Genomic DNA, 14,092 nt, shown 5'->3' on the forward strand with positions numbered 1-14,092 from the left:
TAAAAATTAGTCATGACTCAAAAAGTTTTGAGGTAGGGCCTGATCTTTGTAAATTCTGATCGCAATAGTAGTATTCGGACTATCAATAATTTCATCACCATTTTCTAAGCGACTACCGACTAGAGCTACTGATAATCCCTCGACAACACATGCAGTACCAGCACCAGAGATGATCTTAGAGGTTGTACCATCTGCATAAATAACTTCATCTCCAACCCGGGCAATAGATAATCCTTTAATTTTCCCATTATTAGAAGAGGCATTAACTAAACCACCATTCTGAGATTTAGCACCATGTACAGCCACGTAGTAAATAGTATGAGGTTTATTATTCCAATAGAGCTTTTCAGCCTTAGAAATTTGTTGAATATCATTTTTTGAAAGCTTTTCTAATTGTTCAATAGGAAGGTCTTGTAAAAAAATAGGACTTGTCATTATAGTTCCTGCTCTAATTTTCAATACAATAATATCAAAAATTACTTAAACTAAAAAATAAGTTATATGTAACCATATAGGGTTAGTATCTTAGAAAATTATTTAAAATTTCAGAGTAAGTCATCTTTATGTCAATAGAATATTTCTTTATGAAAGACTCCTCCTTTAAGAGATATCTTTTAATTAGTTTAGCCTATTCATGTTAATAATCGACCATACCTATTAATGAGAATATGTATAAGAAAGTATTTGATCATCCTCATGATAGTGCCACCTTATCGCAGTTTATACGTCAATATCAATATACACCGCCACTCAGTAATTTCTAGTCACGAGTAATAATATGAAGAAAACGATATTAATATTTTTAGCACCGCTACTTTTGGTTGGCTTCAATGGATGTAAAGCATCTGAAAAAGAGGATGTAGATACATTTATTCAAAAGGACTTTAAGAATTACGTTACTGATAATAGAAAGTTGATTTTGGAAGCCAATAAAGACGTAAAACAAGAGCCAGCTCTAAAAGAGATTATTTTCAAAAATACTTTTGTAAAGGTAAGAACTGCACAAAGTCTACTGAATGATGAGTATGGTAATTGGTTAACTGGCTTAGATAAAAATAAGTTTGACTATACCGATCTCAACGATGTCTGTTGGCTGACCGTCTACATGCAAAACTATATAAATAATATGGATGAGCAATATAAAGCCAATATCACCGAAGACACCAAAAAAAGTGTTAAACAACTATACGAAGCAAGAAATGAAATTATCAAGCTAAGAGATAGCAAAGACAAATCTCTAGCAACTTTTCAGCAAGTTTGTAAATAGTTAAAAATTAATTAAATATTACTATATAAAGCTCCAATTAAAAGGAGCTTTTAATAGCTAATTTTATAAATTAGTTATAGCTAAATCTAGTTATTCCCTGCCTGAATAAGAAATGGTTAATTAATTGTGAAATCTAAACTTTGTATTATTTTATTGTCTCTTTTAACGGTAGCATGTAGCCAAGTACGCCCTCAAAAACATGGAATTACTGAAGCAGATATAACCCAAGCATATGAAGCATCACTCTATGCCCAATTTAACCAGCTTTACTACACAAAGTTTCTGTATAAAGCAGCATACAATGAAGCTAACAAGGTAAGTGAAACTAATGATCAGTTGCTAAGTTATGCCACTTTTTTAATGTATGCAGTCAATACAACTTACGATTCTTTAGACATAAAGCTTAATGATGACCTAGATTTGATGGCTTCGGGTCAAAAAAGTAAGATGTCAATTGATGCATTAGATTCATTATGTGTAAGTAATAAATATATTGAAAAATATATAAAACTTAAAGAAAAAAGCGGAAGTGAGATATCAGCTAAAGCGAAAGAACTTTCAAAAGAGGCTTTGTTACTTCAACCCAAAATTGAAAAAATCATTATGAAAACTGATTCGCCGTTAAATGATATTGAATGTAAAAAATTGATCTAAGCTAGAAAAAGCCCTGATTATTCAGGGCTTTTTCTAGAGAGAATTAAAGTTCTGTTGTGGCACGGGGCCTTTGGGAAATCAAATATTTAGAGAGTTTCTTTTAATTAACGAACCATATTTAGTAGAAGGTGAAACGATTGAAAGATCAATCCTTCAAGAGCCGATATCTAAATAAAAAAGAGCTCATTAGAGCTCTTAGTACTTACTACTTTCAATAAATTTTAGGAAATTAATTAGTGCTAATTTATCTTTAAAGTTAACTCCTATTCCATGCCGTGTAGGATTGTTGGCGCACTCAGACTCACTAGACTGTGGAAAACGAGCAAATGCTGTATTCATATTTCCTTTTTCTTCAAAACTAAATTCAACTTTCTCTAGCTTTGTTAAATCTTCTTTAAATTTCCGAAAAGATGGATGAATCATAAGCCTCGAAGGTTGTTTTTTTCTTTTTTGATTATCTTTCAACTGCTTAACATAAACATATTGACCATTTTTTAATTTAAATTCATGAGCATATTTACGAGTATTAGTTTGTGTATACCCTAGCTCTGTCATGAGCTCATCAATTTCTTTACAAGATAAAAAAGTCATTTCACTTAACCTAAATATTATTTTGAGGTATTTCTAACGAATCAAGAAACAAAATTCTAATGAAGAAATAGCAATACTATAAAAATAAAATAAAATTAGCTGCGATGGAAGGCTACTCTAAGTCGATATAAAAACTAAGCTTCCGTTGTGTATGAAAACCTTATTTTTAGTAATTTATTTTAGCATCACGCCAAAGCCATAATCATAAGACCACGTAGGTACTTCATCTCTATTATAAGGTGTTAAAGATATACGGCAGCCTTGCTCATTGGCAATTTGGTACTCATAACAATAATCTTTCATTTGTTGTGGATCGAGAGCTAACCATGCTTGTGATTTAGCAGGAATTTCTTCGAACTTCACTTGGTCCCATATCAAACCATATTTTGGATATTTTAAAGTTTTAGTCGCTTTTTCATCAAAACCATAAACTTGTTTTTTAACAATCAAGGTATCAGTCCACTCAAACATATAGGTTTCTTGATAATTACGTTCACGTAAAGGCGTTAAATTATAAATATTCTCTGTCATGATACTTGCATCTACATCCGACCGAGAAAATAACTGCTCCCCTTGATCATTAAAAAAATTTTGGCAAAAACTTCCTATTTGTTGGTCATCATGTTTTGCAAATAAACAATTTACTTGATCAAAACGCAGTCGGGCGTTAATAACTAATTGGGATTGCTGATCCCACGGTAAAAGCTCGCTTAAGTCTTGAGATGAATAAGTTGATGTTACAGATGAACCATATCCTTCATAGCCAGGGTATACAAATACGGGGCGACGTTGCTTACTTTGTTGCTTAAGTTTTTCAATATCACGTCGTTCACAATAACGATAATTCCACTGCGGAATCATAATATTGGGTTGCTGTACTTTTTCTAAGCGATGACGATTCACTCGGCCAGCCGTTTGTACAATTGACTGTACACTTGATGCATCAATGATAGCCCAATCAAAATCATGATCTCGCCCCACTTCTTCCACTGGTGTTGCAATCACAATAAATGGAATATTTAGAGAATTAGATTTTTGAATGAGGTCAATCATTTCATCATCTTGCTCGATCTGCTCATTACCAGTTTTTCTTTTTTTACCGTCTTTATGACGTGTTAAAAGCTGATCTAAACGTTGCTCTTTATAAAATCTTGAGATCAGCCAATCATTCGCATGATAACAAGCTACTTTTGCCTCAGGTAAATGATCTGATAAAAATTGGGCAAGTCGAATTGCATGTTTAATATTGGCAACCCGTATAAGCCCCAAAGAAATTTTCTTTTCGGTCTTTTTAAAATTCCATGCATGCTCTTGATGAAGTTGCTTCACTGCTTCTAATACCGACTGTTTCCACGATAAAACTGTAGTTTCAGGTACCGAAAGCAACTGAGCCAGTCGATAAGTAGGCTTAGAGAGTAAGTGAACTTGTAAATTATCTAAATGCTTTTGGTAGTTTGTATTAAATTCTGATTTTTGATTTGATCGTTCTAACCAAACCTGCGGTTTAAGCTCATTATCAATAATCGCAATGATTGATTTTTTTTCGGTACCATAAAGGGCTGCCCGCATCTGCATACCCGACTCAAAAGCCCGATGAATTGTTTTGGCAACTGTAAGTGATAAGGTTGCCGACGAACAAATAACGTTTCGACCATACATTGCAGCTAACTGAACTAAACGTAAAACAGCGATCAATGCTTTAGGTTCATAGCCATCAACTTCATCTAAAATCAAGTCGCTACTCATCACTCTAAGTAATGCTTTAACGTGATGTCCTTGTCTATGTGGTTCACCCGCTGCAATCAGATAATCAATGGTTGAAACTAATAATGGCGAAGCAAGGATGGTCGTTTCTTTTTGGTCTAAAACTTTACGTCCATTTTTTTCAACCGTAAATAATGGATGTAACCATTCAGGTAAATCGCAGTCCTCACCCCAAGCATCAAAAATAGGCTCTGGATGATTTTCATCTTCATCAACGAACTCAATTTTCTCTTTACTTTGATCGAATAAAGTCTGAGTAACAGTATCTCCAATAATAACGGCGATTTCATCTTCAGATAAATTCATCGACGTTTTAAGTGCATGCCCAGTTTGCAAAGTTAGAGAGCGCAAATTAAGTGCAATCGCTAGTCTTGGATCATCTGGTCGTAAAGTACACGCAGCTCGTAAATTCATGCGGGTTTTACCACTTCCTGTCCCTGCAATGTTGAATACCAATGCTGGCGTTTCAGGATGCTTCTGTATATTTTTTTGCAATGCATTTGCTGCGATATTTTGCCATTGGAAACGTGGGTGAGTTGTTGGCTGGCAAATGTATTCAACCGTTTGTTCAGATAAGCCAGATAAACTCAAATCAATCATCATTTGAACTGCGATTCGTGAAGCCCGATCACCCACTTGGTGTAAATGCCATTCTAGTGGCTGATCTTGTAATTTGGCTTTCTTGTCTTGGTCTATAGTTTTAAGCTTTGTATTTGCAAATAACGATACATTTTCAGGTTTTTGCAAAGAATACTGTTGTGCCGAGACAATATGATCGGCATGAATCAGAGCTGCTCGTGAATGTAGTGCTAAGGCTTTCCAGTACAAAAGCTGGTCTGTTTTTTGTTTCGATATTAATGCAGTTAAACGCTGCATACGTTTTTGATGGCTTTTAAAAATAGAGTCTGGCAACTCACCTGCACAGCTCATTTGTTCACGGCTTGGAACCAATGTCCGGACATGATTTTCATAGTGAGGTAAGGCTAATGGATCATTTTTTAAAGTTTCTTCAACTCCTAATAAACCATGATGTGTAACAACCAAATAATCGACTGCTTCTAATTCATTTTGGATTCCCTGTTCTATTTCTTGTCGATCACCTAAAGTAAATTTATCTAAACCTTTACCTAAATTCTTCCAAGCCAGCTGCCAGTCCCACCCATTTTTTCTGAGTTGTTGTAATAGTTTTAAAGACAGCCATTCATGTCGAATGTCATCTCTAATTTTCTGCCCTGCCATGTCTGGACTTAATTTTTTCTGAAAATGTTGTGAGGCCTTTCCAATATCATGCATGTCCCCTGCTGCACCTGCCAACAAGCTACTTACTTTGACCCATTCATCTAGCATTAGTAGTTTTTGTTGTTTCTTCGTTGAAGCCACTGGATATGCACCATCGTGTGCAAATTTATGTTTTGCTCCTACAACCCAAGCCAGCTTCATTCTTCGTACACCAAAATTAATGTAAGCAGCTACCGCAGTTTGTCGGGTGGCTACTTTTTTTAATGCACTACGAATTTCTTTTAAGCCGTCCATTGTCATTGGTGCTTGCCAAGACGAATGTCCTGTACGAATAGCATAGCTATCCAAAATTGCTCTTGTTTTCTTTAAAGCTCTTTTTTCACAAGCCGAGATAAAAATGACATGCATAGTTTATTGTTAAAGTTTAAATGTTATAAAAATATAATCTTTTGTTTTAAAAAGAGAAAGTTTTTATCAGCTTAATACTGCCTTTTAACGACAAAATACGACGTCTTAAATTTTGAAAGGAAAATTTTTAAATCATCTAGGCGATGACGAACATGGATGAGCTTAAACGCCTCGTGGAGTCGGTTTTCTAAATCATCTATGCGATGAATAATGGTACATAACCCTCTGGCACCGCCTGAGCTTTTTTCTAAATCATCTAGGCGATGAATAACTTTCGCCAAACTGCAAAGTGAGTGATTGAGATTTTCTAAATCATCTATGCGATAAACAACATACCAGTGCCGGCACATTAGTTTTATTTGAATTTCTAAATCATCTATACGATGAATAACCAATGAAACCCACCCAATTTATCAAAGACCACTTTCTAAATCATCTAGGCGATGAAAAACACTTTACTACGGGTTTTATGAGCTTGCATTTTTTTCTAAATCATCTATGCGATGAATAACTTGATGAGCCAGATTCATATACATGGGAGCATTTTCTAAATCATCTATGCGATGAATAACCCAGACTCGAACCGCATCCGGCAACTTGTGGCTTTCTAAATCATCTATGCGATGAATAACTCCACTTCATGAGGCTGAATAGATCTTACATTTTTCTAAATCATCTATGCGATGAATAACCTTACACCGGACGAAATCCGCGACGTCTGGAATTTCTAAATCATCTATGCGATGAATAACGAATCTTGATATAACCCCTTAATGCATATGTATTTCTAAATCATCTATGCGATGAATAACGCTTGTACGGCCGCCTCGTTGTTCCCCTTTTCTTTCTAAATCATCTATGCGATGAATAACAAGTAAGTCGTTATTTCGACCCATGCATTGATTTTCTAAATCATCTATGCGATGAATAACATCAATCTGTACCGGCTGGCACTTCTATTCAATTTCTAAATCATCTATGCGATGAATAACTTTTTGGCAGTTGAATACAATACTCATAGCCATTTCTAAATCATCTATGCGATGAATAACTATAGGAATTGATTTAGCTGAAGGTCTAGATTTTTCTAAATCATCTATGCGATGAATAACTGGGTTAATCATCTTTTGAGTGCCCGGCTTAATTTCTAAATCATCTATGCGATGAATAACAGGCAGCTAATGCAACTACTGTCGGGGCGGAATTTCTAAATCATCTATGCGATGAATAACTAGAGCTAAGTAAAAACAAAACTCTTAAAAACAATAATATAAAGTTTTAATGAATCAAAAACCTTCAAAATAGAAGAATAAATATAATCTATTGAATTACATTAATTTTTCTAATTTTTTAAAATTTAACCTAATCGTCTTAGGCTAAATTTATAGAGCTTATAATATTTCCCTCCAATTGTCTCTACGACTTAATTTGTCGCAGATCTCTGCTTCAACACTTTCATTTTTCAAATAATGTGTTAAAAATTGGCTAGATAACAAAAACGGGGAAGATAATGCCTGAACCACAAACTGATATTTTTATAAACGCTTTAGAAGAATCGGTACACTTTAGTTTAAAGACGATTAATTCCAATATTGAAAAAGGTGGGATTCGTTTAAGTAAACAACAAGCACTTGATTTACCCTATCTCAGTGCTCGAACTTTATTAAATGAAGACTTCCTTATTCCCACTGACTATCAGGCAAATGCAGGTAAAACGGCTTCTATTTTTAAAGTCGTAAAAGCTGCCATGATTGATAATGATATCAGTTCAGAAGATGCTGAGTTTCAACAACAAGTGGAACAGCTCAAGCCATCCATTTCATCTATTTTTAATGAGCCGTATCAAGCAGGTACAGAAAACATTGATATTCGTATTCGCCAGCTTTTAATTCCAAAAAATGGTGAATACGTTTCAGTAAGCCCACTTACTGCTGCTGGTGTAAATTATCTGGTGAACCAAGAAGTTGATACTGTAAATGAATTACGCAAAGAAAAAGACAGTGAGTTTAACCGCATTCAAACTGCTGTTTTTGGCATAGGCGGAGCCAATCCACAGAATGTGGGAAGCCTCGTTCGTTCAATGCAACGCCCTATTACAGTTGACGCTCCTCAAGCAAGTGAAAAAGTACGCCAAGCATTAGCGATTTTCTATAACGGATTTACGATACGTCTATCCCGCAAAATAAAACTGCTTAATGGAACTAAACGGGCAAAAGAAGCAATTAAAGAGTGGTCAGAAATTTTAAATCGCCAACTTGTTATTACTGCAACGAATAATATTCAAAATTGGCATGATCTCGAGATTTTCGCTCCTTCTACTAATCGAGATGTACGAGATCAGGAAGTTATTTTCCTCAATATCCTTGCTAAAGATGTATTAAGACAAGCGACTTTCCAAAAAAATATTTTAGAAGAAGCTGAAGCAATTCTACCAAGTATGGAAGAGATTGAGCGCCCTTCATTTTGGGTTCATCCGAGCCTTTCGTTTGTTTTACAAGGTTTGATTGATCCAGAACTAAGAGATGATAACTGGAGAATAAAGTTCTCAGATTATCTGGCTAGAAAAATTACCAATGAAACGTTTGATATAGAAATAAATAATGAAACTGTATCAATTAGCCTAGATAGTAATTCAGAAGGTTATATCGCCCGCCGCTTACGGGAGATTGTTCGATGAGTCGTTATGTCGTTATTCCTCGTATGCGAGTACAAAATGCAAATATGCAAACCAATGGCGTTTTATTAGGTGGTGTACCTTTGTTTGCAGCCAATATGTTTGCACATCATTTAGCAAGACAATTAGGCACTCAAGAAGAAGGCATTATCTATATTCATCATGACCAACAGCGTTTAGGTGGGCAAGCCTATGGCCGCTTCACTCCTGCTCAACGTCGTGGTGCCGTGTTTATTGGTAAAAAGGACTATTCTTCTAAAAATAAATATGCGTTGTCTTTACAACCAACTGCATCTTGTCACTTAGAGTTTAGCCTTGTTATCAAATTTTCTAGCTCTCGGATTAGTCCTGAAAAACTAACAAACATACTTAAACGTAGCCGTTTTGCTGGCGGACAAATTATCGAGTTTTTAGAAATTACGACGCATGCTGAAAATGAATTAGAAGTAGCCCTAAAGAAAATCAAAACTGGATTTGCCATTTTAGATCGACAAGATTTGCTTATTGAATATCAGCAACGTAAACAAATTAATCGAGTTCAGGCATTTACCCAACTGTTGGCATTAAAAGCAGATGCGCTTAGAACTTTCTTTAATGACCAAAATTTAAGTTGGATATCGGCAACTAATTTGGGGTACGCCCTACTTGAGCCACTCACAGACCAACGAGCTGGTATTCGCCAAGCACAAGATCAGGAAACTACAGCACATGCCTATGCAGAACCGCTGACTGGCATTGTTCAGTATTTTTCTTTAGGCGAGATTCTAAGGAAAAATACTGAGGCTGAGGATGACTCTTGGCATAACTTGCAAAAATTATTGTGGACCTACCACTGGCCGCAAGAAGACATTTTTCTTTTAAAACAAAATTGCATCAATGCATAACTCACTTTTAAACATAAGGATTTTTTCACATGACAATTTTTAAGAAATTACCAGGTAGCCTTTCTTTACAACGTGGCACAGTAGTGAGTGACGGGGCATTTTTTAATTTATTTGAAGATGGTAAACAAGAACCTTTACATGTGATGTATCACGGGATTCGAGGAACTCAAAACGTAGCAGGAAACAAAGAAAAAGGGGCTGCAACAGGCAACTCACTTGCTCGTGAAGTCACCAATATTCAGCTTACCGAATCTGCAAAATTACAACCTAAAGCGAAACTTTTGGTGAAATGGGATTTCCGTTTTATTGACTTGAGCTATGTACTATTTGCAAGTGCGTCTAAAGCTGGTGCTGACAAAACCGAAGAATATAATTTCCGCCAAGCTTTCTTAGATTTTGTAAATCGCGCCAAAGAAAGCGATGGACTAAAAGAAGTTGTGCGTCGTTATGTACGTAATATTGTTAATGGCCGTTGGTTATGGCGCAACCGCATTGTCGCTGAAAGTATTACCATTCAAGTGACTGCTCAAGACTACCCTGAAACATTTAGCTTTGATGCTCTTTCTTATAATCTTAAAAGTTTTGATCAACCATCTGAACAAGAACAAAAATTAGCAGACATTTTGTTAAAAGGAATTACTGGCGAATCCACAAGTGCTGCATTGCATATTGAAGCAATTGTTGACTTCGGAATGGGCGGTGTAGAAGTTTTCCCTTCTCAAAATTACTTAGAAGATAAACCAAAAGGTTTCTCTCGATCTCTATATCAATTAACACCGAAAAAACCAGACCACAAAGCAAATGACAACCAATATCTGGGTCAAGCTGCATTACGTGACCAAAAAATTGGAAATGCACTAAGAACAATTGATACTTGGTATCCACTATTTAAAGAAAACGATGAAAAGCCAATTGCAGTAGAACCTAACGGTGCAAACCTAGAGGGACAGATTTTCTATCGCGTAGGTAAAGATAAAGTTTCTGCATTCGATATTTTGAAAGAAATTGATGAACTGGATGTAAACAGCGAAAAAGGTATGTTCTTGATTGCGTGTTTAATTCGTGGTGGCGTGTACTCCGAGGGTGAATAATGATGGATGCCAATTACTATCTGGATATCCGTGTTCTTGAATCATCAGATGATACGGATTTAAAACTTGGTCATATTCGTAATCAAATTTACACCGTGATTCATGGTGCATTTCGGAAACTACCTGCGCATTACGCACTTGCGTTAGAAATATCCGATAAATTGAAAGCGAAGCAGGAACAGTTTGAGAAAAAATATGGTCGTTCGGCTAAATCTAACTTTGATATTTTGCGAATTTTTGCAGAAAAACAGGATGAGTTAGATGAGTTAATCGAGGCAATTAAAGGACACTGGAAAATTCGCGACTATACCGTTTTAGGTGTCGCAATTCCTGTTCCTACTGCCAAAATTTCTGGTTGGAAAAGTTATCGAAAGTTTCGTATTCCAACCCTGAAAGCTGAACGTACCAAGCTTTCTCATCAAAATGAACCTTTAAGAGATAGACGCTTAAAAACTGCCAAAGGAATGCCCTTCTTTCAGGTAGTCAGCAGTACAGGTCATGGTTTTACAGTCATTATTGATGTTCAGGAGAGTGAAAACGCCGGATACGGGCTGCCCGATAGCTATGGACTTGCCCGTAAGGAAAGTCCTTTTGCCCTACCCGTTTTTTAAGGAAATATAATATGAGTCAACTCCGTCAAGAACGCAGCCGCCCACTTATGCTTTCAAAACGTGCCTGCGTTTTTTATTTAGAAAAAGTTCGTGTCGTTTTAAAAGATGATCGAATTGTTTACTTGACGAAGAACTCACAGCCTGTGGAATATTTTTATAATATTCCAGAGAAAAACACAGCCTTTTTACTCCTTGGCAAAGGCAGTTCATTAACAGATGCAGCTGCCAGACGTTTAGCAGAATCTAATGTCATGGTTGGGTTTTGCGGTTCTGGCGGTTCCCCTTTATTTTCATCATTAGACTTAACATTTTTAGCACCCCAAAGTGAATACCGCCCCACTGAATATATGCAAATTTGGATGAGAGCGTGGTTAGAAGATGACGCACGTTTACTCATGGCAAAAATATTATTACTTGAACGTATTGCCCTCGTATCACAATCATGGAAGAAGAATTTTGATTTGATTCAATCTGGTATTTATATTGATGAAAATGCTTTAAATACGTTTAAACAAGATATTGATCGCTCCGAAAATCAACAAGAATTACTCGCAGCCGAAGGACGTTGGGCCAAAACATTATACAAGCAACTTGCTAAAGGCTTAGGAGTTGATTTTATTCGTGATGAAGGAAAAAACTCTCATGACACTATTGCTGATATAGCCAACAGCTACCTCGATCATGGAAACTATATTGCTTATGGCTATGCGGCGGTTGCTTTAAATGGCATGGGAATTAGCTTTGCCCTACCTATTTTGCACGGTAAAACACGACGCGGAGGTCTAGTCTTTGACTTAGCTGATCTAGTGAAAGATGCTTTTGTGATGCCACTCGCTTTTACATGTGCAGCAAAAGGATTAAATCAAAAAGAATTCCGAATGCAGCTTATTGAAACATGCCAAGACCAAGATATTTTAGATTACATGTTTAGCTTCATTACTGACATATGTAGTAAAATTAAATAAAATCATACGCTTAACCCAAGTACCTCATAACGAAGTATTTTCACTCATTAAAAACTTATATAATTGATTTTAGGAGTTTTGTTTTAACTTAACTCTAGTTGCTCATCGCCCAGATGATTTAGAAAACGTTTATTGAATGCGGACGTTTTGGACATGGGTTGCTCATCGCCCAGATGATTTAGAAAGCCTTGCACGTGATACTCAGATTTAGAGCAATGTTGCTCATCGCCCAGATGATTTAGAAAAATGGTTGTTATGGGGTGTGGACCCGTCAAATGTTGCTCATCGCCCAGATGATTTAGAAATGATAAAGTTGCTTTTGAAGATACAGGTAAAAGTTGCTCATCGCCCAGATGATTTAGAAAAGTCACAAAAAATGGGGAAGTTTATAGATATAGTTGCTCATCGCCCAGATGATTTAGAAATAAAAAGCTTGGTTATGTCATTTTTGCAATTGGTTGCTCATCGCCCAGATGATTTAGAAAAAGTACCGTCAGCCGCGATTGGGACCTCGATCGTTGCTCATCGCCCAGATGATTTAGAAACATACCGGATATAAGTTAGGTTCAAGCATTAAGTTGCTCATCGCCCAGATGATTTAGAAATTTCGTGAAGTATTTACGGTGCGTTTCAAATAGTTGCTCATCGCCCAGATGATTTAGAAAAAAATCGCGGGGGTTTCCGGCGCAGCCGTGACGTTGCTCATCGCCCAGATGATTTAGAAAGCTCACAATAGAGCCGGCGGCGGTCAAACCCTGTTGCTCATCGCCCAGATGATTTAGAAAGGTTGGGAGCAAATGCTTAAACATGTTTATCAGTTGCTCATCGCCCAGATGATTTAGAAACGCTGCGGCCGCATTACTACCCCCTTCGCCAAGTTGCTCATCGCCCAGATGATTTAGAAACGAACGAATATTCGTGAATGCGTGGCATCGTTGTTGCTCATCGCCCAGATGATTTAGAAATACCTATCAAGACCTCATTCAATATGTAGAACGTTGCTCATCGCCCAGATGATTTAGAAATAGAGGATAGTCCGTGGTTGGGCCCGCTGTTTGTTGCTCATCGCCCAGATGATTTAGAAAACTCAGCTATGAGACATTGCCAACAGGTACAAGTTGCTCATCGCCCAGATGATTTAGAAATAAAGAGATTTCTTTACTTAATAGTAGGTGTCCGTTGCTCATCGCCCAGATGATTTAGAAATTGTAGTTAATCCCACTAAGAACACTTATGAAGTTGCTCATCGCCCAGATGATTTAGAAAAAAATTAAATGCTTATGGTGGCTTAGTAAGCAGTTGCTCATCGCCCAGATGATTTAGAAAAACCTTCCAAAATTCGCATAATGCAGATTGATGTTGCTCATCGCCCAGATGATTTAGAAATTACCGCTATTGGTAACGACAACTGGCGAGTTGTTGCTCATCGCCCAGATGATTTAGAAATGCATAAGCAGCAAGAGCCAGGATGCCAAAAAGTTGCTCATCGCCCAGATGATTTAGAAATTGGAGCAACTTTGCAGGCGAAGCCTTGATCTGTTGCTCATCGCCCAGATGATTTAGAAATGAAGCATGACCTTTTCTATAAAATTCATCATGTTGCTCATCGCCCAGATGATTTAGAAATCCTTCAGCAAGTTTCAAAAGTTTGTTTTTTCGTTGCTCATCGCCCAGATGATTTAGAAATCTTTACGTGACTATCTTGCGGCAAACGCTCCGTTGCTCATCGCCCAGATGATTTAGAAAAAGACACAATTGAATGGTGGGAAAAACAAAGTGTTGCTCATCGCCCAGATGATTTAGAAAAATCCCCCTCAATAACTTTGATTTGAGTAGGAGTTGCTCATCGCCCAGATGATTTAGAAAACATCCCCGCTTGCACAAAATCTAATAATGGAGTTGCTCATCGCCCAGATGATTTAGAAATTCGCGGCTGATGATTGG

11 protein-coding genes and 1 CRISPR repeat array are annotated in these 14,092 nt (G+C 36.7%); of the genes, 7 read left to right on the plus strand and 4 right to left on the minus strand.

Going from position 1 to position 14,092, the window contains the following annotated elements; translation table 11 throughout:
• Positions 1-6: 6 nt before the first annotated feature.
• Positions 7-435, minus strand: coding sequence for a PAAR domain-containing protein (locus SOI81_RS13090; RefSeq protein WP_239976147.1), 429 nt, complete (start codon positions 433-435; stop codon positions 7-9).
• Positions 436-778: 343 nt separating this feature from the next.
• Here SOI81_RS13090 and SOI81_RS13095 point away from each other — a divergent pair, with 343 nt between their 5' ends.
• Both SOI81_RS13095 and SOI81_RS13100 read left to right on the plus strand, forming a co-directional pair.
• On the plus strand, positions 779-1,267 hold the full coding sequence (locus tag SOI81_RS13095; RefSeq protein ID WP_239976148.1) for a hypothetical protein: 489 nt from the start codon (positions 779-781) through the stop codon (positions 1,265-1,267).
• 126 nt (positions 1,268-1,393) lie between these two features.
• Complete coding sequence (locus SOI81_RS13100) at positions 1,394-1,921, plus strand: hypothetical protein (protein ID WP_239976149.1); 528 nt, start codon at positions 1,394-1,396, stop codon at positions 1,919-1,921.
• 195 nt (positions 1,922-2,116) lie between these two features.
• On the opposite strand, the gene SOI81_RS13105 is transcribed toward SOI81_RS13100, so the two are convergent.
• Both SOI81_RS13105 and cas3f read right to left on the minus strand, forming a co-directional pair.
• Positions 2,117-2,512, minus strand: a complete 396-nt coding sequence (locus SOI81_RS13105; protein WP_239976150.1) for a hypothetical protein — start codon at positions 2,510-2,512, stop codon at positions 2,117-2,119.
• Positions 2,513-2,686: 174 nt separating this feature from the next.
• On the minus strand, positions 2,687-5,923 hold the full coding sequence (gene cas3f / locus SOI81_RS13110) for a type I-F CRISPR-associated helicase Cas3f (protein WP_239976151.1): 3,237 nt from the start codon (positions 5,921-5,923) through the stop codon (positions 2,687-2,689).
• A gap of 124 nt (positions 5,924-6,047) precedes the next feature.
• Positions 6,048-7,155: a CRISPR direct-repeat array (repeat unit 28 nt; unit sequence TTTCTAAATCATCTATGCGATGAATAAC).
• A 278-nt stretch (positions 7,156-7,433) separates the two neighbouring features.
• Here cas3f and SOI81_RS13115 point away from each other — a divergent pair.
• The 5 genes from SOI81_RS13115 to cas1f are packed head-to-tail and all read left to right on the plus strand — an operon-like array spanning position 7,434 to position 12,148.
• Positions 7,434-8,600, plus strand: a complete 1,167-nt coding sequence (locus tag SOI81_RS13115) for a hypothetical protein (protein WP_239976152.1) — start codon at positions 7,434-7,436, stop codon at positions 8,598-8,600.
• Positions 8,597-9,481: a type I-F CRISPR-associated protein Csy2 gene (gene csy2 / locus SOI81_RS13120; protein WP_239976153.1), complete on the plus strand. Its 885-nt coding sequence runs from the start codon at positions 8,597-8,599 to the stop codon at positions 9,479-9,481. Before SOI81_RS13115 ends, csy2 begins: the two co-directional genes overlap by 4 nt.
• Positions 9,482-9,510: 29 nt before the next feature.
• The gene (gene csy3, locus SOI81_RS13125; RefSeq protein ID WP_239976154.1) at positions 9,511-10,572 is read left to right on the plus strand and encodes a type I-F CRISPR-associated protein Csy3; all 1,062 of its coding nucleotides are present in this window, start codon (positions 9,511-9,513) and stop codon (positions 10,570-10,572) included.
• A 2-nt stretch (positions 10,573-10,574) separates the two neighbouring features.
• Positions 10,575-11,183: a type I-F CRISPR-associated endoribonuclease Cas6/Csy4 gene (locus tag SOI81_RS13130; RefSeq protein WP_239976155.1), complete on the plus strand. Its 609-nt coding sequence runs from the start codon at positions 10,575-10,577 to the stop codon at positions 11,181-11,183.
• Positions 11,184-11,194: 11 nt separating this feature from the next.
• Entirely contained in the window at positions 11,195-12,148 is a 954-nt protein-coding gene (cas1f, locus tag SOI81_RS13135) for a type I-F CRISPR-associated endonuclease Cas1f (protein ID WP_239976156.1), read from the plus strand.
• Positions 12,149-12,714: 566 nt separating this feature from the next.
• Here cas1f and SOI81_RS17480 read toward each other — a convergent pair.
• Positions 12,715-12,957, minus strand: coding sequence for a hypothetical protein (locus SOI81_RS17480; protein WP_414017387.1), 243 nt, complete (start codon positions 12,955-12,957; stop codon positions 12,715-12,717).
• Between the last annotated feature and the right edge of the window lie 1,135 nt (positions 12,958-14,092).

The organism is Acinetobacter pittii (genome assembly GCF_034067285.1).
Lineage (GTDB): Bacteria > Pseudomonadota > Gammaproteobacteria > Pseudomonadales > Moraxellaceae > Acinetobacter > Acinetobacter pittii_E.